General features: G+C 71.7%; 19 protein-coding genes. 15 read left to right on the forward strand and 4 right to left on the reverse strand.

The genetic code is table 11. The features are described 5' to 3' along the window. Positions 1 to 108: 108 nt before the first annotated feature. Complete coding sequence (locus tag ACTMTU_RS24000; RefSeq protein ID WP_441265543.1) at positions 109 to 966, forward strand: fumarylacetoacetate hydrolase family protein; 858 nt, start codon at positions 109 to 111, stop codon at positions 964 to 966. Positions 967 to 1,051: 85 nt separating this feature from the next. Here ACTMTU_RS24000 and ACTMTU_RS24005 read toward each other — a convergent pair whose 3' ends face one another. Further along, positions 1,052 to 1,540 carry a heme-degrading domain-containing protein gene (locus ACTMTU_RS24005; protein WP_441265544.1) on the reverse strand — a complete coding sequence of 163 codons (489 nt, stop codon included), beginning with the start codon at positions 1,538 to 1,540 and terminating at the stop codon, positions 1,052 to 1,054. Further along, the gene (locus ACTMTU_RS24010) at positions 1,537 to 2,628 is read right to left on the reverse strand and encodes a Gfo/Idh/MocA family oxidoreductase (protein WP_441265545.1); all 1,092 of its coding nucleotides are present in this window, start codon (positions 2,626 to 2,628) and stop codon (positions 1,537 to 1,539) included. Before ACTMTU_RS24010 ends, ACTMTU_RS24005 begins: the two co-directional genes overlap by 4 nt. Positions 2,629 to 2,696: 68 nt before the next feature. Between ACTMTU_RS24010 and ACTMTU_RS24015 the strand changes: the two genes are divergently transcribed. The 14 genes from ACTMTU_RS24015 to ACTMTU_RS24080 all read left to right on the forward strand — a co-directional run bounded on the left by ACTMTU_RS24015 (position 2,697) and on the right by ACTMTU_RS24080 (position 16,791). After that, positions 2,697 to 3,863 carry an ROK family transcriptional regulator gene (locus ACTMTU_RS24015; protein ID WP_441265546.1) on the forward strand — a complete coding sequence of 389 codons (1,167 nt, stop codon included), beginning with the start codon at positions 2,697 to 2,699 and terminating at the stop codon, positions 3,861 to 3,863. 132 nt (positions 3,864 to 3,995) lie between these two features. Next, positions 3,996 to 4,895: a hypothetical protein gene (locus tag ACTMTU_RS24020; RefSeq protein ID WP_441265547.1), complete on the forward strand. Its 900-nt coding sequence runs from the start codon at positions 3,996 to 3,998 to the stop codon at positions 4,893 to 4,895. Positions 4,896 to 5,024: 129 nt separating this feature from the next. Further along, positions 5,025 to 5,798, forward strand: coding sequence for a GntR family transcriptional regulator (locus tag ACTMTU_RS24025; protein ID WP_441265548.1), 774 nt, complete (start codon positions 5,025 to 5,027; stop codon positions 5,796 to 5,798). A gap of 144 nt (positions 5,799 to 5,942) precedes the next feature. After that, entirely contained in the window at positions 5,943 to 7,055 is a 1,113-nt protein-coding gene (locus ACTMTU_RS24030; RefSeq protein ID WP_441265549.1) for a TIGR03364 family FAD-dependent oxidoreductase, read from the forward strand. Beyond that, complete coding sequence (locus ACTMTU_RS24035) at positions 7,052 to 7,741, forward strand: HAD family hydrolase (protein ID WP_441265550.1); 690 nt, start codon at positions 7,052 to 7,054, stop codon at positions 7,739 to 7,741. Before ACTMTU_RS24030 ends, ACTMTU_RS24035 begins: the two co-directional genes overlap by 4 nt. Further along, positions 7,738 to 8,817: an ABC transporter ATP-binding protein gene (locus ACTMTU_RS24040; RefSeq protein WP_441265551.1), complete on the forward strand. Its 1,080-nt coding sequence runs from the start codon at positions 7,738 to 7,740 to the stop codon at positions 8,815 to 8,817. The genes ACTMTU_RS24035 and ACTMTU_RS24040 overlap by 4 nt, the downstream gene beginning before the upstream one ends. Further along, positions 8,810 to 9,748: a 2-aminoethylphosphonate ABC transporter permease subunit gene (locus ACTMTU_RS24045; protein ID WP_441265552.1), complete on the forward strand. Its 939-nt coding sequence runs from the start codon at positions 8,810 to 8,812 to the stop codon at positions 9,746 to 9,748. The genes ACTMTU_RS24040 and ACTMTU_RS24045 overlap by 8 nt, the downstream gene beginning before the upstream one ends. Further along, positions 9,735 to 10,532, forward strand: a complete 798-nt coding sequence (locus ACTMTU_RS24050) for an ABC transporter permease (RefSeq protein WP_441265553.1) — start codon at positions 9,735 to 9,737, stop codon at positions 10,530 to 10,532. Before ACTMTU_RS24045 ends, ACTMTU_RS24050 begins: the two co-directional genes overlap by 14 nt. Before the next feature lie 14 nt (positions 10,533 to 10,546). Beyond that, positions 10,547 to 11,605, forward strand: coding sequence for a 2-aminoethylphosphonate ABC transporter substrate-binding protein (locus ACTMTU_RS24055; protein ID WP_441265554.1), 1,059 nt, complete (start codon positions 10,547 to 10,549; stop codon positions 11,603 to 11,605). Positions 11,606 to 11,744: 139 nt separating this feature from the next. Beyond that, positions 11,745 to 13,298, forward strand: coding sequence for an alkaline phosphatase family protein (locus ACTMTU_RS24060; protein ID WP_441265555.1), 1,554 nt, complete (start codon positions 11,745 to 11,747; stop codon positions 13,296 to 13,298). Positions 13,299 to 13,372: 74 nt separating this feature from the next. Continuing rightward, positions 13,373 to 14,152, forward strand: coding sequence for an HAD-IIA family hydrolase (locus ACTMTU_RS24065; RefSeq protein ID WP_159691710.1), 780 nt, complete (start codon positions 13,373 to 13,375; stop codon positions 14,150 to 14,152). Positions 14,153 to 14,245: 93 nt separating this feature from the next. Further along, positions 14,246 to 14,908, forward strand: a complete 663-nt coding sequence (locus ACTMTU_RS24070; RefSeq protein ID WP_441265556.1) for a hypothetical protein — start codon at positions 14,246 to 14,248, stop codon at positions 14,906 to 14,908. Between the two features lie 2 nt (positions 14,909 to 14,910). Then, positions 14,911 to 15,597 (forward strand): class F sortase, encoded by a 687-nt coding sequence (locus ACTMTU_RS24075; protein ID WP_441265557.1) that lies wholly within the window; start codon positions 14,911 to 14,913, stop codon positions 15,595 to 15,597. 174 nt (positions 15,598 to 15,771) lie between these two features. Then, positions 15,772 to 16,791, forward strand: coding sequence for a glycoside hydrolase family 6 protein (locus tag ACTMTU_RS24080; protein ID WP_441265558.1), 1,020 nt, complete (start codon positions 15,772 to 15,774; stop codon positions 16,789 to 16,791). A 61-nt stretch (positions 16,792 to 16,852) separates the two neighbouring features. Here the strand turns inward: ACTMTU_RS24080 and ACTMTU_RS24085 are convergent, their stop codons facing one another. Further along, positions 16,853 to 18,805, reverse strand: coding sequence for a galactose oxidase-like domain-containing protein (locus tag ACTMTU_RS24085; RefSeq protein ID WP_441265559.1), 1,953 nt, complete (start codon positions 18,803 to 18,805; stop codon positions 16,853 to 16,855). Continuing rightward, complete coding sequence (locus ACTMTU_RS24090; protein WP_441265560.1) at positions 18,802 to 20,757, reverse strand: glycosyltransferase family 2 protein; 1,956 nt, start codon at positions 20,755 to 20,757, stop codon at positions 18,802 to 18,804. Before ACTMTU_RS24090 ends, ACTMTU_RS24085 begins: the two co-directional genes overlap by 4 nt. Positions 20,758 to 20,932 lie beyond the last annotated feature (175 nt).

Raw genomic sequence — 20,932 nt, forward strand, 5'->3', positions numbered from 1 at the left:
CAGGGTCTTGCAGGGTGGTCGGATGTCTTGGAGGATCAGCCAATCCTCCGATCCGCCGATGGCCGCACCTGTCGGGCCGGGCTCGCACTCGACCAGGGGAGACTGACCATGAAGTTGCTGCGTGTCGGCACGGCAGGCGCCGAGCGTCCCGCTCTGCTCGACCAGGACGGGAAGCTGCGCGACCTGTCCGGTCTCGTCACGGACATCGACGGGGCGCTGCTCGCCGACGCCGCCGCCCTCGACCGGATCAGGGCCGCGGCCCAGGCCGGTGACCTGCCCGTGCTCGACGCGGCCGGGCTCCGCGTCGGGCCGCCGGTGGGCCGGATCGGGAAGGTCGTGTGCATCGGGCTGAACTACCACGACCATGCCGCGGAGACCGGGGCCGAGCCTCCGGCGGAGCCGGTCGTCTTCTTCAAGGCCGCGGACACCGTCGTCGGACCGGACGACACCGTGCTCGTCCCGCGCGGCAGCCGCAAGACCGACTGGGAGGTCGAGCTCGCGGTGGTCATCGGACGTACGGCCCGCTACATCGAGCCGGACGAGGACCCGCTTTCGTACGTCGCCGGCTACGCCGTCGCCCATGACGTGTCGGAACGCGAGTTCCAGATCGAACGTGGCGGCACCTGGGACAAGGGCAAGAACTGCGAGACGTTCAACCCGCTGGGGCCGTGGCTCGTGACCGCCGACGAGGTGCCGGACCCGCAGGCCCTGGGACTGCGGCTGTGGGTCAACGGCGAGCTCAAGCAGAACGGCACGACCGCCGACCAGATCTTCCCGGTCGCCGACGTCGTCCGGTACGTCAGCCGGTTCATGGCCCTGTACCCGGGCGACGTCATCAACACCGGTACGCCGGCGGGCGTCGCGCTCGGTCAGCCCGAGCCGAAGCCGTTCCTGCGCGCCGGTGACGTGGTCGAGCTCGAGATCGACGGCCTCGGCCGCCAGCGCCAGGAGCTCAAGGACGCCTGAGTCCGCACGCCCACGACGGGGGGCGTGCGGTGCGGCGGACGCGGCAGCCGACCGCGCCCGCCGCACCGCACGGACCCGAACCGTCTCACCTGTCGATGAAGCGCTCCAGCGCCTCGACCACCATCGCGTGGTCCTCGGCCTGCGGCAGACCCGAGACCGTCACCGAGCCGACGACCCCGGCTCCGACGACCGTGATCGGGAACGAACCGCCGTGCGCCGCGTACAGGTCCGGGTCCAGCCGCGAGGACTCCTCGAACGTGGTGCCCTTGGCGCGGTGGCGTGCCCCGACCAGGTACGAACTCTCGCCGTACCGCTCCACGACCCGCCGCTTGCGGTCGATCCAGGCGTCGTTGTCGGCGCTCGAGCCCGGCAGCGCGGCATGGAACAGCTGCTGCGCCCCGCGGCGGATGTCGATGGCGACCGGAGCCTCGCGCAGGTGCGCCATCTCGACCAGCATGCTGCCGAGCGCCCACGCGTCGGCGTGGGTGAACCGGCGCAGCGTGAGCCGCCGCTCCTGCTGGACGATCTCGTCGACGGTGAGGTGGGGGACCGGCTTCATCGTGTCCGTGTTCATGCGGTGACCTCCACGGTGACGGTGATCCCTTCACGGGCGGAACGGCGGGCGGCCTCCAGTACGTCCAGGGCGGCCGCGGCCTCCTCCGCGGTGACCGGCGGAGCGGCCTTCTCGCGCACCGCGGCGGCGACCGCCGCGTAGTACGCGGGGTAGTCGCCCGGCACGGTCTCCACGGGAGCGCCCCCGCCCGTCAGCGGCGACTCTCCCGCACCGACCCGGCCCCACATCGACTCCGGCTCCACGCCCCACGGCTTGCCGTCGTCCGGACGGCGGCCGGCGCGCAGAGCGTCCTCCTGCGGGTCCAGGCCGTACTTCACGTACCCGCCTGCGGAGCCCAGAACCCGGAATCGAGGGCCGAGCTGCGCGGTCGTGGCGCTGGCGTACAGATGCGAGCGGACGCCGTTGGCGTGCGTGATCGCGATGAAGGTGTCGTCGTCGGCCTGCGCGCCGGCGCGGCGCACGTCGGACTCCGCGTACACCCGCACCGCGGGGCCGAAGAGGGTCAGCGCCTGGTCGACGACATGGCTGCCGAGGTCGTAGAGGAGGCCGCCGATCTCCTGCGGGTCGCCCGACTCGCGCCAGCCGCCCTTGAGCTGCGGGCGCCAGCGCTCGAAGCGGGACTCGAAGCGCTGCACCTCGCCCAGCTCGCCGGCCTCGATGAGCTTCCGCAGGGTCAGGAAGTCGTTGTCCCAGCGGCGGTTCTGGAACGCGGAGAGCACGAGACCGCGCTCGGCGGCCAGGGCGGCGAGCGCCCGCGCCTCGGCGGCCGTACCGGCGAGGGGCTTGTCGACGACGACCGCGGTACCCGCCTCGAGGGCGGCGCGGGCGAGCGGGACATGCGTCTTGTTCGGTGTGGCGACGACCATCAGGTCGAGCTCGTCGGCCCGGGCCCACAGGCGGTCCGGCGATGCCTCGACGCGGACCCCGGGGAACGCGGTGCGGGCCTGCTCCTGCCGTTCCGGGCTGGAGGTGACGACCGTGTCGAGGACGAGTCCCTCGGTGGCGGCGATCAACGGGGCGTGGAAGACGGAGCCCGCCAGGCCGTAGCCGATGAGTGCGACGCGGAGGGGAGAGCCGGTACCAGTCATGCCGTCCACTTAAGCAACGGTGTTGCCAAACTGCAAGCGGGGCGGACAATGGAGGAGTGAACAGGAGCATGGCGGGAGTGGGAGCCAATCTGCCCGCGCTGCGCAGCCACAATGCGGCGCTCGTCCTCGACCTGCTGCGATCAGCGGGCGAGGGCGGCATCAGCAGGCTCGAACTGGCCGACGGCACGGGGCTCACACCCCAGGCCGTCAGCAAGATTGTCGCCCGGCTGCGCGAGGAGGGCACGGTCGCGGAGGCGGGACAGCGCGCGTCGACCGGCGGTAAACCGCGGACGGTGCTGCGCCTGGTGCCCTCCGCGGGGTACGCGCTGGGCGTTCATCTGGACCGGGACGAGCTGACGGTGGTCCTGGTAGACCTCGCCGGCACCCGTGTCGCCGGCCGGAAGGTCCCGCTGGACCTCGGAGCGGGCACCGATGCGGTCGTCACCAAGACGGTGGCAGAGGTCGGGGTCCTCCTGGCCGACGCGGACCCGGCAGGACCCGCCGGTCTCGTCCTCGGTGCCGCCGGCCTGCGGGTGCTCGGGGTCGGCGTCGCCATGCCGGGACCGCTCGACCACTTCAACGGCGTGACCCAGCGCGTCACCGGTTTCCCGCAGTGGGAGGGCTTTCCGCTGCGGGACGTGCTCGCCGGACGTCTCGGGCTGCCCGTCGTCCTCGACAAGGACACCAACGCCGCGGCCCTCGGCATCGCCCTGCGCGGCCCCGGCGACTCCTTCGCCTACCTCCACCTCGGCACCGGGCTCGGCGCCGGACTCGTCCTCGGCGGCGTGCTCTACCGGGGCGCACGCACCGACGCGGGCGAGTTCGGCCACCAGGTGATCCAGCTCGACGGGCCCCTGTGCACCTGCGGCAGACGCGGCTGCATCGAGGTGCTCTGCCTGGAAGCGGTCGCCCGTGGCGACATCGCGGGCGCCGCCCGTGTCCTCGGCGTCGGCGCCACCAACCTCGTGGAACTCCTCGACATCGAACGGGTCCTCCTGGGCGGCCGTGTCGTCGACGCCCAGGCGGACGATTTCGTACAGGGAGTGCGGGCCGTGCTCGCCCAGCGCGCCGATGTCCCCGTGACGGCTGCCGCGGGGGACGGCGAGCAGACCGTCGCCGACGGCGCCGCCCAGCTCGTGCTCGCCCCGCTCTTCGGCCGGTCGGAAGCGGTCGCCCCGGCCGCCGCGTCCCCGGAGGGACCGCAGGCCAATCCTCCGGCGCCGGAAATACGCTGACAGGAGGGGCGTTCGGCCGCTGATCGGCCGTACCGGGCCCGCGGTGCCCGCGCCGGCGGGCACACATGGCACGGTCCCGGGCCACGCCCGGGCGATCCCGGCAGTACGCGAGCAAGCAAAGGCCTGCCTCTCATGCGAACGCGCAATGCCCTCGCCCTCGGAGCCGTCGCGGCGCTGATCGCGTCCGCGGTGGTCAGCGGCTCCGCCGCCATCGCCGCCCGCGGCACCCAGCGGTCCGTCACCGCCGCGTCCACCGCGCCGGCCGAGGACCGGTCGGGCGACCGGCCCGCCGACCGCGCGCCCACCTGCGGCAAGGTCTCCGACCCGGTGTTCCCGATCGGGACCCGGATTGATGGCGGTCCCACCACCGTCCGGGCGGGGTCGGGCTTCCACTCCTGGTCGGTGGAGCTCACGAACAGCACCCGCGAGACCTGTCACCGGATCCACCCGGTGATCGTCCTCACCGCCCAGGACCGCGGACTCACCGAGGACCGCGTCACCCTCGAGTTCTACGACCCGGACGCGGAACGGTGGCGCCCGGTCGTGCTCGAGGAGACCACCGAGGACGAGATCGTCGGCGTCTTCGACGGCTTCCAGGGCTTCGTCGTACCCGCCGGCGGGACGCTCACCGTACGGACCAGGCTCTCGCTCTCCGCCGACACGCCCTCGAACACGGTCACGGTCAACGCCGCCGTCGTGCAGCGCAAGGGGGACGACGGCGACTGGGTGGGGGCCTCGGGGGACCACCGCTTCACCGTCGTGGCGGGGGAGGGGAGCCGGTCAGCCGGGCCCAGCCCCGCCCGGACCACCACGGACCCGTCCCGCAGCGCGTCGCCGGCCCCGGTCACGCCCGCCGGGGTGTCGCCGAGCCGTTCCGGCCAGCTCGCCACCATCGGCTCCGGACCGCTCACCCGTATCGGCGTCGGGGTCGGGGGCGCGATCCTGCTGGGCGCGGGCGCCCTGGCGCTCCTCACCCGCCGCCGGCGCGTCGCCCGGCCCCGCCGGCGCGTCGCCCGGCCCCGCCGGCGCTGAGCCGCGCCGGCCCACGGGCCGGCCGGGCAGCCCCCGGGGGCATCCGCTCCAGCCGCGCCCGCCGGCCGCCGGCGGCCGGTCGTGCCGGGCCGACGCCGAACGTTCACCCGGGCCTGGGAACATCCACCGGTGGACTACCCGAACGACCAGGCACCCGGCGCTCCCGTCCGCTCCGGCATCCCGGAGCACGGACGCATCCCCAAGTACTACGCGGTCAAGGCCCGTATCTCCGCGCTGATCGACGAACTCGGCGAAGGCGGCAGGCTGCCTCCCGAACGCGACCTCGCGCCGCGCTTCGACGTCTCCCGTGAGACCGTCCGCCAGGCACTGCGCGAGCTGCTGCTGGAGGGCCGGCTGCGCCGGCAGGGGCGCGGCACGGTGGTCGCCGGTCCCAAGCTGGAGCAGCCGCTGTCCCTGGCCAGCTACACCGAAGGCGTCCGCAGGCAGGGGCGCAGGCCGGGCCGCCGCCTGACCGCGCTCGACCGCTTCCCCTGCTCCGCGGCGCTCGCCGCGGAGATCGGTGTGCCGCGCGGAGAGCCGGTGTGGCACATGGAGCGCGTGCTGCTCGCCGACGACGAGCGGGTGGGACTCGAGAGCACGTACGTCGCCGTGGCCCGGGTACCGGACCTGGAGACCGACTTCGATCCCGACTCGTCCTTCTACGCCTACCTCCGCGACCGGCTCGGGATCTCCTTCGGCGACGCGGACGAGCGGATCGAGACCGTCCTCGCCACGCCCCGGGAGGCGCTGCTCATCGGCACGCCGCCCGCGCTGCCGATGCTGCTGCTCCACCGGGTCTCGCGGGACACGGCCGGTGAGCCGCTGGAGCGTGTGCGCACCCTCTACCGCGGTGACCGGTTCAGCTTCACCACGCGGCTGGACCGGGGCGCCGGCGAGGACTGAGCGGACGGCCGGGGCGCGCGGCCGGCACCCCGTCCCTCAATGTCACGAGAAGATAACGGGTCTGGTCCAAGTTTGGGTGCCCGTTCACCGGCCCGTCGCTGCACGGACCGGGGCAGGACACCGCCCACCGCGACCGTTCGAGGCGTGAGAGTCATCGTCGTAGGAGCCGGCGTGGTGGGAACCATGCACGCCTGGCACGCAGTGGAACGCGGCCACGAGGTCGTACAGATCGAACGGGAGAAGGAGGCCAGGGGCGCGAGCCTGCGCAACTTCGGGCAGGTGTGGGTCAGCGGCCGGGCCGGCGGCGAGGAGCTGGAGACCGCGCTGCGCGCCCGCGAGCTGTGGGAGGAGATCGGCGGCCGGGTACCGGGCGTCGGCTTCCGGGCCAACGGCTCGCTCACCCCCGTCCGCACGGACGCCGAACTGGCCGTCGCTCAGGCGGCCGTCGCCCGGACGGACGCCGCCGCCCGCGGCTACAAGCTGCTGACGCCCGCGGAGGCCCGGGCGGTCAATCCGGCACTGCGCGGCGCTTTCACGGCGGCGCTGTACTGCGAGCGGGACGCCGCCGTCGAGCCGCGTACCGCGCAACTCGCCCTCAAGGAAGCGCTGCTGGCCTCCGGCCGCTACACCTTCCTCGGCGGACGCGAGATCCGCGACCTCGTCGGCGAGCACGGCGTACGCGACGACCACGGCGATGTGCACACCGGGGACGCGGTCGTGCTGTGCCCCGGCGCGGCACTCTCCGGCCTCGTCCGCGAACTCGTCCCGGACCTGCCCGTACGGCGCGTCCGCCTCCAGATGATGCAGACCGACCCGTTGGGCGAGCCGCTCACCACCTCCGTCGCCGACGCCGACAGCTTCCGCTACTACCCGGCGTACGACTCCGCGGCCCTCGACGCCGCCCAGCCGCAGGCGCCGGTCGCCGCCGAGCACCGGATGCAGCTGCTGATGGTGCAGCGCCGGGACGGCGGCCTGACCATCGGCGACACCCACGAATACGAGCACCCCTTCGCCTTCGACACCGTCGAGGAGCCGTACGAGCACCTCACCGAGCTCGTCGAGGGCTTCCTCGGACGGCCGCTGCCGAGGATCCGCCGCCGCTGGGCCGGTGTGTACGCGCAGTGCACCGACACCGCCCGTGTCGTCCACCGGCAGCAGGTCCGTGACGGCGCCTGGCTGGTGACCGGGCCCGGCGGGCGCGGCATGACCTGTTCGCCGGCGATCGCCGAGCGCACCGCGAACGAACTGGGCTGGTGAGGAAGTTGACGTCCCTGAACCTCGTCGTACTGGACATGGCCGGTACGACCGTCGCCGACGGCGGCCTCGTCGAAAAGGCCTTCCGGCTGGCCGCGGAACGCCTCGGCGAGGACCCGGCCACGATGATCGACCACGTCCGGGCGACGATGGGCGAGTCCAAGATCTCCGTCTTCCGCCATCTGCTCGGCGACGGGACGCGGGCACAGCAGGCGAACGCGGCCTTCGAGCAGGCGTACGGCGAGCTCGTCGACGGCGGGCACATCGCGCCCGTGCCGGGCGCCGCCGAAGCGATCGCACGGCTCCAGGGCCAGGGCCGGACCGTGGTCCTGACCACCGGGTTCGCCCGCGTCACCCAGGACGCGATCCTCGCGGCACTGGGCTGGCAGGACCTCGTCCCGCTCACGCTCTGCCCGGCCGACGCCGGCGGCCGGGGACGCCCCCACCCGGACATGGTGCTCGGCGCGTTCCTGCGGACGGGCGCCGTGGACGACGTGCGACGGACGGTGGTCGCGGGCGACACCTCGTACGACATGCTCAGCGGCGTGCGCGCCGGGGCCGGTGTCGTCGCGGGCGTGCTGACCGGCGCGCACGGCGCTCCGGCACTGCGGGCCGCGGGCGCGACGCACGTCATCGGCTCGGTCGCCGAACTGCCCGGACTGCTCGCACGGGTGGAGCGCGCGGAATGACCGGCACCACCGCCCCGGTCCGCATCCGGTCCGGCATCCGCTTCGACTCCGTCTCCGTCGCCTACGGCGGGAACACGGTCCTCGACGCCCTCGACCTCAATGTCGAGCCCGGCGAGGTCATGGCCCTGCTCGGCCCCTCCGGCTCCGGCAAGACCACCGCGCTGAGGGCCGTCGCCGGCTTCGTCCGGCCGGCCGCCGGGCGGGTGTTCATCGGTGACCGTGACGTCACCGACGTGCCGCCGCACCGGCGCGGCATCGGGATGGTCGTCCAGCAGTACGCGCTCTTCCCGCACATGCGGGTCAAGGACAACGTGGCCTTCGGACTGAAGGCCCGGAAGACGCCCAAGCGGGAGATCCCCGGCCGAGTGGCGGAGGCGCTGGAACTCACCGGCATGGCCGCGTACGCCGAGCGGCATCCCCGTGAGCTGTCCGGCGGGCAGCAGCAGCGCGTCGCCATCGCACGGGCGCTGGCGATCCGGCCGGACGTCCTGCTGCTCGACGAGCCGCTGTCCGCGCTCGACGCGCAGCTGCGGTCGGGGATGCTCGGGGAACTGGCGCGCCTGCACCGCGAACTGCCGGACGTCTCGATCCTCTACGTCACCCACGACCAGGTCGAGGCCCTGACCCTCGCCGACCGGATCGCGGTCATGGACCAGGCACGGCTGTGGGACTGCGGCACGCCGCAGGAGCTGTACCGCAGGCCGCGGACGCACTTCACGGCGTCGTTCGTCGGCAACGCGAACCTGCTGCCGGTCCGCGTGGTCGCGGGCGGGGTGTCCTTCGCGGGCACGGACCTCGCGGTGGCCACCGACCGGGCCGCACCGGGCGCCGACGCGACGCTGTGCGTACGCCCGCACCTGGTGGGCCTGGGGGAGGGCCCGAACGCCCTTCGGGGCACGCTCTCGGAGGTCCAGTGGCGGGGCGCCACGCACCGGCTGTACGTGGACGTGGCCGGCCATCGGGTGAAGGCGGACCTGCGCGAGCTGCGCGATCCGCCGGAGCTGGGCGCGGAGGTGACGCTGCACTTCGCGCCGGAGGACGCGGTGCTGCTGGGGGCGGGGGTGTCCGATGCGTAGCACGTCCTCGCCGGCTGGGACGCCGTCCCCCGCGACGCCCGCCCCCGGCGGAGCCGCGGGCGGTGCCGCGCCTGTGGCGGCACGCGCCGGGACCGGGGCCGGCCCCGCGCCGGCGCCACGGCGGCGTCGTACGGGCGTGCCCGCCTGGGTATGGGTGCTGCCGCCGGTCGTCGTGCTGGGCCTGGTGTTCCTGTACCCGCTCGCGCTCGTCGTCCGGGAAAGTCTCGCGCCCGGGGCCTACGCGGACGTGCTGGCCTCCGAGGCGTTCCGGGACGCGCTCGTCACCACCGTGTGGCTCGCCGTCGGAGCCACCGTCGGGTGTCTCGTCCTCGGGTTCGTACTCGCCCTCGTCATCGCCTTCGTGCCGTTCCCCGGCGCCAGGGCGGTGGCCCGGTTCGTCGACGTGTTCCTCTCCTTCCCCTCGTTCCTCATCACCCTCGCCCTGCTGTTCGTCTACGGCACCGTGGGCATGGCCAACGGGCTGTGGACCGACGCCACCGGGGCCGCGGAGGGGCCGTTCCGGTTCCTCACCACCCCGTGGGGCGTACTCCTCGCGGAGATCACGTACTTCACGCCCTTCGTGATGCGGCCGCTGCTCGCCGCGTTCTCGCAACTGGACACCGCGCAGCTGGAGGCCGCCTCCTCGCTGGGCGCGCGGCCGGCACGGATCGTGCGCCGGGTGATCCTGCCCGAGGCGCTGCCCGCGCTCGCCGCCGGCGGCTCCCTCGTGCTCGTGATGTGCCTCAACGAGTTCGGCATCGTCCTGTTCACCGGGGCCAAGGGCACAACCACCCTGCCGATGCTCGTCCACAGCAAGGCGATCCTCGAGTCCGACTACGCGGCGGCCTGCGTCGTCGCCGTCGTCAACGTCGCGCTCTCCGTGGGTCTTTACAGCCTCTACCGAATGGTCGGCCGCCGTGTTGGTGCATAGCCGCACGGGGAAGTGGGCCGCCTGGGCGCTCTTCCTCGTCCTCTTCCTGCCGCTGTTCGCGCTGCCGCTGCTCGTCGTCGTCGCGGCGTCGTTCGCCACCAACTGGTCCGGAGCCTTGCCGTCCGGTCCGACCGCGGAGCACTACGCGTCCGCGCTGCGCGGCGAGTCCTTCCAGGCGCTCACCACCAGCCTGGTCACCGCCGTGACCGCCAGCCTGCTCGCGCTGCTCCTCGGCAGCTGGGCGGCGCTCGCCGCCGCGTCCCTCAAGGAGCCGGCACGGAAGGCGGTGGACGCGCTGTTCATGCTGCCCGTCGCCGTGCCCTCCGTCGTGGTGGGCCTCGCCGTCCTTGTCGCCTTCTCGCAGCCGCCGATCCTCCTCAACGGCACCCGCTGGATCGTGATCCTGGCGCACACCGTCCTCGTCACCGCGTTCGCCCACCGGTCGGTCTCCGCGGCGATCCGGCGCCTCGACCCCGTGTACGAACAGGCGGCGGCCAGTCTCGGCGCCCCGCCCCGGTACGTGCTGTGGCGGGTGCGCCTGCCGCTGCTGCTGCCGTCCCTGAACGCTGCCGCCGGGCTCTGCTTCGCCCTCTCCATGGGCGAGTTGAGCGCCACGATGATGCTCTACCCGCCGGACTGGCTGCCCCTGCCGGTGCTGGTCTTCACCGCCACCGACCGCGGCTCCCTGTTCACCGGCTCCGCCGTCGCCGTCGTCCTGATGGCGGCCACGCTGCTCGTCCTGCTCGCCGTCTCCCGCGTCCGTACCAAGGCATCCTTCCGCTAGGAGAAGCACACGTCATGCGCAAGAACCTCCGCCCGCTCGCCGCCGTCACCGGCAGCCTCGCCCTCGTCGCCGCCCTCACCGCCTGCCAGGGCGGCTCCACGGCCGCCGACGAGAAGACCGTCACCGTCTACAGCGCCGACGGCCTCAAGGGCGAGAACGGCGACGGCTGGTACGACCGGGTGTTCAAGGACTTCGAGAAGGAGACCGGCATCCGGGTCGCATACGTCGAGGGCGGCTCCGGCGAGATGGTCCAGCGTGCCCTGCGCGAGAAGCGCAACACGCAGGCCGACGTCCTGGTCACCCTGCCGCCGTTCATCCAACAGGCCGACTCGAAGGGGCTGCTCCAGGCGTACGAGCCCGAAGGCTCCGACCAGGTCGGCGACGGCGACAAGTCCGGCGACGGCAAGTGGACCTCCGTCGTCAACAACTACTTCTCCTTCATCTACAACAAGAAGGAGCTGAAGGAGGCGCCGAAGACCTGGCAGGAGCTGCTGGACGGGGAGTTCAGGAACAGGCTCCAGTACTCCACCCCCGGCGTCGCCGGGGACGGGACCGCCGTCGTCATCAAGGCCATGCACGACTTCGGCGGCCAGGAGCCGGCCATGGAGTACCTGGAGAAGCTCCAGGCCAACAACGTCGGCCCGTCCTCCTCCACCTCCAAGCTGGCGCCCAAGGTCGACAAGGGCGAACTGCTCGTCGCCAACGGCGACGTCCAGATGAACTTCGCGCAGTCCAGGTCCATGCCCAACCTCGGCATCTGGTTCCCGGCCGGGGACAGCGGCAGGCCGACCACCTTCGCCCTGCCCTACGCCGCCGGCCTCGTCACCGATGCCCCGCACACCGCCAACGGCAAGAAGCTGCTCGACTTCATGCTCGCCCGGAAGGCGCAGCAGCAGGTCAGCGAGATCGGCGGCGGCTTCCCCGCCCGCAAGGACGTCGAGCCCGTCGACGCGAACGCGACCGCGCTGTTCCGGCTGATGGAGGGCGTCGACGTGTTCGAGCCGGACTGGAAGTCCATCGACAAGAACCTCCCCGCGTACATCGACGCCTGGAAGTCCGCGACCGGTGGCTGAGAGTTCACCGCATCGCTCTGGCGACCCGCGCCCGGTAGCGAAAAGATAACGGGTACGGACCAACGCCCCTGCCTGGCAGGGGCGTTGGCGTGCGCGTGCCACCTTCCCGACGAACGCCGACCTCTCGACGGAGGAACCCGTGCCGATCAACGGCATCTCCCGCCGCACCGTCCTCGCCGCCGGCGCCGCCGGCGCCGCCACCGCGGCGACCGCGGCCACCACGACACTCGCCGCCGCCACGGCCCACGCGGCCGCACCCACCCTCCCGAACGGCACCAGCAAGGACAAGGTGCTCGTCATCGGCATGGACGGGCTGCGCCACGACCGCATCGACGCCGCCGACGCGCCGCACCTCAAGGCGATGATGGCGAACGGCACATACGGAACGTCCCTGCTGTACGCCCACCCGATGGCCGCCACCTCCTCCGGCCCCGGCTGGTCGACCATCTCGACCGGTGTCTGGCCCGACAAGCACGGCGTCAGGGACAACACGTTCACCGGCAAGAACTACGGCCGCTACCCGGGCTTCCTGGCCCGCCTCTCCCAGGTGCGGCCCGAGCTGTCGACGTACGCCGCCGTCGACTGGAAGCCGCTGGACACGCAGGGCACGGTCACCCCGGGCGCCGACGCCAAGCTCGTCCTGGACGGCGACCGCGACGGCTACACCGGCCACGACGCCACCATCGCCACCGAGACCGAATCGATCCTGCGCCACCAGAACCCGGACGTCCTCTTCGTCTACTTCGGCCAGACCGACATCGTCGGCCACAACTCCGGTGCCGCGAGCAGGGCGTACCTCGACGCCATCGCCGTCCAGGACGGCTACGTCGGCCGGCTGTGGGCCGCCGTCAAGGCCCGCCCCTCGTACGCCACGGAACGCTGGACCGTCATCGTCGCCACCGACCACGGCCACCTCGACGCGGGCGGTCACGGCGGCAGCGCCATCGAGGAGCGCCGCACCTTCGTCCTCGCCCAGGGGCCGGGCATCGCCGCCGGGGCGCGCCCGGTCGACACCCGGCTCGTCGACGTCGCCGCGACGGTCTTCAAGCAGCTCGGCATCACCCCCGACCCGGCCTGGGCCCTGGACGGCAAGCCGGTCCAGGAGCGCTCGGCCGACCCCTTCGACTCGCTGTACTCCTCGCTCTCCACACGGGTCGACGAGACCGGCATCCCGGCCGGGACCACCGGCTTCACGCACACCCCGCCCAGTGGCTGGTCCGTCGTCAACAACGCGATGGGCACCGGCGGCACGACCGAGTGGCGCGGCTGGGCCTTCGCCACCGACGAGTTCTGGTCCCGGACCCAACGCGACCAGTCGCGTGAGCTCAACGTCCGCTCCCGCGGCGTCTTCGCGGTCGCCGACTCCGACGAATGGGCGGACAGGTCCTTCTCCGGCACGTACGACTCGACCCTGGTCGGCCCCGCCTACGACGTCTCCGGCGCGAGCAGGGTGACGCTCTCCTTCACCACGCTCTACCGGCACGAGGGCGGCCAGACCGCACGGGTCCTCGCCTCCTTCAACGGCGGTACGCCGACGCTGGTCAAGAGCTACACCGCCGATGTCCTGTCCCAGCCGCAGTCGCTCGCCGTGGACGTGCCCCCCGGCGCCTCCAGCGTGAGTTTCCGCTTCCACTACACGGGCGCCAACAACTGGTACTGGGTGATCGACGGGGTAAGGATCCGGACTTCCTGATTAGGCTGGGGGCGTCGCCACAGCGCAGTCGCGGCGCCCCAGCACGCACGATCCGTACGGCAGGAGTCCGTCTGATGGCAGAGCGCAAGCCGATCGAATCCTGGCTCACCGACATGGACGGTGTCCTCATCCACGAGGGCGTCCCGATTCCCGGCGCCGACGCCTTCATCAAGAAGCTGCGGGAGACCGGGAAGCCGTTCCTGGTCCTCACCAACAACTCCATCTACACGGCCCGCGACCTGCACGCACGCCTGGCCCGCATGGGTCTCGACGTGCCGGTGGAGAACATCTGGACGTCGGCGCTGGCCACCGCGCAGTTCCTCGACGACCAGCGGCCGGGCGGCACCGCCTACGTCATCGGCGAGGCCGGGCTGACCACGGCGCTCCACGACATCGGCTACATCCTCACCGACCACGACCCCGACTACGTGGTGCTCGGCGAGACCCGCACCTACAGCTTCGAGTCGCTGACCAAGGCGATCCGGCTGATCAACGGCGGCGCCCGGTTCATCTGCACCAACCCCGACAACACCGGCCCCTCCGCGGAGGGGCCGCTCCCCGCGACGGGCTCCGTCGCCGCGCTGATCACCAAGGCGACCGGCAAGGACCCGTACTTCGCGGGGAAGCCCAACCCGCTGATGATGCGGACCGGACTGAACGCCATCGGCGCGCACTCCGAGACCAGCGCGATGATCGGCGACCGGATGGACACCGACGTGCTCGCCGGGCTCGAGGCCGGCATGGAGACCTTCCTGGTGCTCACCGGTTCCACGACGCCTGCTCTGGTCGACCGCTACCCGTTCCGGCCGTCCAAGGTCGTCGACTCGATCGCGGACCTCGTCGACCGTATCTGAGCAGGTCAGCGGCGTCGGCCGGGATCGGCGGCCGGTCCTGCGGATGCGGAAACGACCCAGACGCGTGACTCTGGCGGTATCAGGAGGTTCACGATGCGTACTGGTTCCATAGCTTTCCGTGTGGCAGGGGTGGTCGCCGTGCTGGTCATGGCGCCCGCGACCGCCGCATTCGCCGGCAACTCCGTGAAGGTCACGGTGAACCCCGCCGCCACCCGGCCCGGCGGCGAGGTCGAGATCCGCGTCGTGGGCTGCCGGGACAGATCCGGCGCCGCCCGGTCCCACGCCTTCGTCGGCGACGCCGAACTGTCGGCGAAGGGCGGGCACGGCTGGCTGACCGGCAGGGCGGAGGTCAGAGCCGACGCCGAGCCCGGCACCTACGCCCTGCGGGTCACCTGCGACCTCCGCGACCACCGGGACGCGGGCAGCGTCCAGGTCGAGCGCCACCCGCACCGGCCGTCCCACCCGGCGCGGCCGTCGCAGCCGTCGAAGCCGAGACCGTCGCACACCCCCGGGTACGAGGAACCACCGGACCGCCCGTCCCCCGGCGCGCCACCGCCCCACGAATCACCCGTCGCCCCCGTACGGGCGGGTGGCGGCGGCGCCGCCGTGCTCGCCGCCCCGGTCTCGACCGTCGACGCGGAGGACGCCGGACCCAGCACCCCGCAGACCGTCGTCGGCCTCGCCCTCGCGGGTGTGGCCGCCGTCGCCGTGGCCCTGCGCAGCGCCCGCCGCCGCCGGCGGACGGGCGCCGACTAGTCATGTCCGGCGCCGACCGTCCCGCGCCCTCGTCCCCCACCCCCGGCAACGGCCGACTCGTCACCGGAGTGGCCTGGGCGGTGCTGGTCCTCGGACTGTGGCTGTGGGGGAGCGAGGCCCCGGGCGCGCACCTCGGCAGCTCCGCGCCGACCACCGGCGACATCGCCGCGGTGGGCCGCCCGCCCGGCATCCCGATGCCCGCCCCGCACCGGCCGATCGACGCCGCGGAACCCCGGCGGGTGTCCGTTCCCGCCGTCGGCATCGCCGCGCCCGTCGTGCCGCGCGGCCTCGACGCCGCCGGAGCGGTCGACCCGCCCCCGTTGGAGACTCCGCAGACCGTGGGCTGGTACGGCGACGGCACCGAGCCCGGGGAGCCCGGCGCCGCGCTGCTCGTCGGGCACGTCGACACGGAGACGAAGCCCGCCGTGTTCTACGGGCTGAGCGCCGCCCGGCCGGGCGAGAGGATCGAGGTGACCCGGGCCGACGGTTCCGTCGCGGAGTTCACCATCGACGACGTCAAGGTCTTCTCCCGCGACCGGTTCGACCCGCAGAAGGTCTACGGCCCGCGCCAGGAGGGCCGTGCCGAACTGCGCCTCATCACCTGCGGCGGCACCTTCGACCGTGCGGCCGGCACCTACACGGCGAACGTTGTCGTGTACGCGTATCTGACGGGCGTCTCCGCGGCCTGACAGACCGCTCGGGCACGCGGCCGCCGGCGCGTGGCGGGCGCTCGTCACGGTATGCCGACGAGAGCGGGCGGACCTGAGGAGCGCCGCCCCGTGTGTGCCAGGATGGATCGACCGGTCCTGTCCGGGGGGACCCACGGGACCGGACCGTACGCACTGTGCACCAAGGGGGAGTGGATGTACCGCAGTTTGGTCGGCCTGGGTGCCCGGACGGGCGCGTGCCTGGCCGCCGCGGGAGCGGTGCTGCTGACGGCGGGCTGTTCCTCCGACGGCGACGGCGGCAAGGACGACCGGCCGGTCGTCAGCCAGCAGCCCAAGGGCGACGACCCGTTCTGGGTCAACCCGGACGGCAAGGCGGCCCGGCAGGTCGCCGCCTACCGCGAGAACGGCGAGACGGAGAACGCCGAACTGATCAGGAAGATCGCGGCGCAGCCGGCCGGCGAATGGATCGGCCCGGACGATCCGGCGGCGGAGGCCGAGGGCATCACAGAGGCGGCCGCGAAGGCCGACCGGGACGCCGTGCTCGTCCTCTACAACATCCCGCACCGCGACTGCGGCCAGTTCTCCAAGGGCGGCGCCGCCGACGGGAACGCCTACCGGGCATGGGTCGACAGCGTCGCCAAGGGCATCGGCGACCGGCGGGCCACGGTGATCCTCGAGCCGGACGCGGTGCTGCACCTGGTGGACAGCTGCACCCCGCAGGAGTTCCACGAAGAGCGGTACGACCTGCTCAAGGGAGCCGTGGAAAGGCTGAAGCGGCAGCCGGGGGCGAAGGTGTACCTGGACGCCGGCAACGCGGGCTGGTCCAACCCGGACGCGCTGTACGAGCCGCTGAAGCGGGCCGGTGTGGAGCAGGCCGACGGTTTCGCGGTGAACGTCTCCAACTTCTACCCGACCGACGCCAGCAAGCAGTTCGGCAAGAAGCTCTCGGAGAAGTTCGGCGGGAAGCACTTCGTCATCGACACCAGCCGTAACGGCAACGGCCCCTACACGGAGGGCGATCCGGCGGAGAACTGGTGCAACCCGCCCGGCCGTGCGCTGGGTGAGCCGCCGACCACCAAGACCGGCGACCCCCTCGTCGACGCCTATCTGTGGGTCAAGCGGCCCGGCGAGTCCGACGGCGACTGCAAGGGCGGCCCCAAGGCGGGCGACTGGTGGCCCGAGTACGCGCTCGATCTGGCCCGGAACACCAAGTAGAGATACGGGAGGGCCCGGCAGCCGGGGACGCGCTGCCGGGCCCTCCCGCGTTCAGGGGCCGTTACGGGACCTCGACCCACACCGCCTCGGACGGTGTGCCGGCCTCGTCCGTCACGAAGAACATGTAGTAACCGGACGGCACGAGTGCCCTGTTCCTGGGCACGGTGATCTCCACGCCGTCAGCGGTCTTCTTCATCTCCAGCGCGATCGAGCGCTGGTCGACGTCGGTGACGTGGGTGACCGCGCTGGGACGCATCAGCTTCGCCGTCTTCAGCGCCTTCCCGCTCTTGACCTTGAAGGTGCCCTTCTCGCCGCGTTCGATCGTCTTCGGCCCGCCGGTCACCTCGGGCCTGCTGTCCCGGTAGAGGTAGGGCGGGGTGTAGATCTCGATGCGCTGCTCGAAGACACCCGGCCGGGTGTTGGCCTTGTCGGAGAAGAGGGAGTCCGAGCCGAAGATCATGACCCGCCCGTCGGGCAGCAGCACGGAACCGGAGTGGTAGTTGCGGCCCACGGCCGGGTCGGCGACGCGCTTGTACGTCCCCGTCTTCGGGTCGTACGTGCGGGCCTGGAGCACATCGGATCCGCCGCGCCCCCGGTAGTCCTCCGAGCCGCCGGTGACGAGTACGGAGTCGTCGGGCAGCAGCGAGGCGCTCGGGTAGCGGGTGCCCCTGTCCAGCGAGGGTCCGTCCTTGAAGCGGGGATTGTCGGCCTTGAGGTCGACCAGCCGGGACTTCTCGCTCGACTTCTCCGACTCGCCGACTCCGCCGCCGCCGATGACCATGAACTTCTGGTCCTGGGCGGGCGGCAGCATGACCGTCGCGGAGGTCTCCATCCGGTCGGGGTCGGACAGGCCGGGGATCTTGGTGAACTTGTTGGTGTCCAGGTCCCAGACGCCCGGGTCGCGGCCCACCTCGGCGGGCCCGTAACCGGCGTTGGAGCCGGAGTAGAACAGCTTGCCGTTGTCCATCAGGAAGATCGCCGGGTAGGTGGGGAACTTCCTGATGACCCCGGTGTACTCCCAGGTCTTCGTCTTCGGGTCGTAGATCTCGTCCTTGCCGGGCACGATCTGCCCGATCTCGTCGAGGCCGGAGAGCGAGAGGACCTTGCCGTCCTCGAGGGTGGTCAGCGTGGGATACCAGCGGGCCTCGTTCATGGGGTCGACGGGGACGTACTTCTCCGCGACCGGGTCGAACTCGAAGGCCTCCTTGATGCCCTGGAAGTCCTTCTTGTCGAGGGCGAGTTTCTGGGCGATGCCGTAGACGTTGCGTGCGTCGGATCCCTTGAGGCCCTGCACACGGTAGTTGTCCTCGGTGCCGGTCTCGTACTGCTTGCCCGACTGCTCGGCCTCGACGTAGATGCGGCCGAGGCCCGCCTCGGTGCGCAGGAAGCGGCCGGTCTTCGGGTCGAAGATCTTCTTCGCCTTCTCCACCAGGACCGGGTCCTTGGAGACGAACGTCCTGCCGTTCTTCTTCCCGGTGAACTTGGTGCCCGCGGGCAGGGTCTTGGGCGCGTCCGGGTCCTCGTTGTGGACGATCATCAGGCCGCCGGCCTTGGTGACGTCGCCCTTGAGCTTCTCGTACCGCTTGGTGCCGCCCGCGACCAGCAGCTTGCCGTCGGGCAGCTGGGTGTGCCCGGCGCAGAACATGTCCTTGGGGGTGGGGATCTTCTTGAACTTGTTCGTCTCCGGGTCCCACAGCACCGACTCGAACTTCTTGGCGTCGAAGTTCTTCTGGTTGTTGCCGGAGCCGGCGATGAGCAGCACCTTGCCGGTGTGCAGCAGCGCGGCGTGGATGCTGTTGATCCTGAACTCGGAGGGGACGTCGAGGAAGTCCCAGTGTCCGTTCGCCGCCTTGTACTCCGGCTTGTTGATCTCGTAGTCGTGGTACTGCTCCGAGCCGAAGCGCCAGATGGCGGGCCCGTTGAACCCGGCGACCACCACGATCACCGCCGCGCCGATGGCTATTCGGCGGGCGCGGTTCTTGCGGTGGTTCGGCCGCGCGGGCATCGTGCTCATTTCTTACGTCCCCCAAGGGCGATCTGCATGGTCTGGTCCGTGGCCGCTCCGGGACCTGGTCGGGGGTCCGCGAAGCGGGGCCGTTGCTGCGGCACATGAGGTCCGCCGGAGCCCGGCCCGTCCGGGGGCCCGTCTCCCGTGCGCCCTCTCCTGCGCTTCTTCTTCTCCGCGGCGATGCCGTGCCGCCAGGCGAAGATGGGCGCGGCCGTGATCAGCAGCGCCAGCGACGCCCAGGTGATCATCGCCGGATGGTTGTGCCCGAACCAGAACGACGAGGCGAGCGAGCCCCCGAAGACGGCGATGAAGAACAGGTGGATGCGGAACGTGCCGAACAGGGTGTCGGGGCTGGACGAGTCGCCCTTGGGGGTCACCACGAACGAGCTCTTGCGCCGCAGCACGGCGTCCATCAGCGAACGGGCGTAGATGGGCGCGGAGAGCGCCGACATCACCATTCCGGCGAGACCGCCGGAGCCCTCCGGCTCGTGCGGCGACACGTTGTGCCGGCGGTTCCAGATGTACAGGCCGATCTGGAGGGCGGAGGCGTTGCCGTAGAGCATCATCCAGATGGCCGGGTCGATCTGCACGCCGGAGGCGCCCATGCCCAGGAACAGCGCGCAGCTCAGCGCCGCGAGGATCCAGTTGAGGGCCGACATCGGATAAAAGATGATCATCATCGTGTAGTTGAAGAGCTTGCCGGGCGGCAGGGTGCCGAAGCCCTTCCAGTACTGCTTGAGGATCGTCTCGTACGTGCCGCGGGACCAGCGCAGCTGCTGGGTGAAGAAGTCGGTCCAGGCCGTGGGGCCCTCGCCGACGGCCAAGACGTCGGGCGTATAGACCGAGCGCCACTTGTTGCCGGTGGCCGGGTTCGTGGCGCGGTGCATCTCGAAGCCGGTGGCCATGTCCTCGGTGATCGAGTCGTACAGGCCGCCGATCTGCTTGATGGCCCTGATGCGCACGGCGTTGGACGTGCCGACGAACATCGGTGCGCCGTAGCGGTTGCCCGCCCGCTGGATCAGGGCGTGGAAGAGGAACTGCTGCGACTCGGCGGCCTTGGTGACGAAGGTGTCGTAGTTGCCGTAGACCTGCGGGCCGATGACGAAGCCGACGTCCGGGTCGCGGAAGTAGCCGAGCATCCGCTCCAGGTAGTTGGGCAACGGGACGTGGTCGGTGTCGACGGAGGCGAAGAAGTCGTAGTCGCCGCCGTGCGCCTCGAGCCAGGCGTTGTAATTGCCGTGCTTGGTCTTCGCCCGGTGCGCGCCCTTCTCCTGGTTCCACCTGGCGACGCCCTTGCGGGAGAAGTGGTGGACACCGAGACGGGCGCAGACCTCCTTGACGGCCGGGTCGTCGCCCTCGTCGAGGAGCCAGACGTGCATCGGACCCCGGTGCCGGATCTTCACCGCCGCCTCCAGGGTCTTCGTCACCATCTCCAGGGGCTCCTTGCCCGGCACGAAGGAGGTGAGGAAGGCGACGCGGGTGCCGGACTCCGGCACCACCGGCACCGGGTCGCGTGCCACCAGCGTCGCGTGGGCGTTGGACAGCACGTTCATCGTCCGGAACAGCTCGATCAGACCGATCGACACGAGCATGACGATGTCGAGGACGAGCAGCAGGTCGTTCTTGAGGTTCGGGTCGCGGTCGGTCCAGTGCTGCGGCTGCATCAGCCAGGCGAACAGGCCCAGCGACAGCAGCGGCGCCGCGCCGAGCAGCAGCGCGGCACGTATCCGGTGGGGCTCCTGCGAGAGGAGGGAGCGGTACCGGACCTTGTACGGCCGGTTCGGGTCGGGCTGCGTGAGGGGGCCCGCCAGCCGGCTGTAGTGCTCGTAGTCGTAGCGCGGCAGCGCCTTCCTGGGGCGCAGCCGCGCGGTGGCGGCACGCAGGTGCGCGGGCACCCGCAACTGTGTGGTCCGCGAAGAGTCTTCCGGCTGCCCGGTGCCGTCCGGCATCGACGTCATTGATCATCCCCCCGCACGCGGGGTCGGCGCGTGCTGTGGTCGGTCGTGTCACCTGGGGCCGCAGGATCCCCTGTACCTGCTGTCCCGGGCGTGTGAGTGGTGGCTGGCCACCGTCCCTACAGACATGAAACGGTCACCCTTCGGTTGCATGATGCCCGCCTCGTGTTCCGACCGT

The organism is Streptomyces sp. OZ13, from assembly GCF_052068155.1.
In the GTDB taxonomy this organism is placed as follows: domain Bacteria; phylum Actinomycetota; class Actinomycetes; order Streptomycetales; family Streptomycetaceae; genus Streptomyces.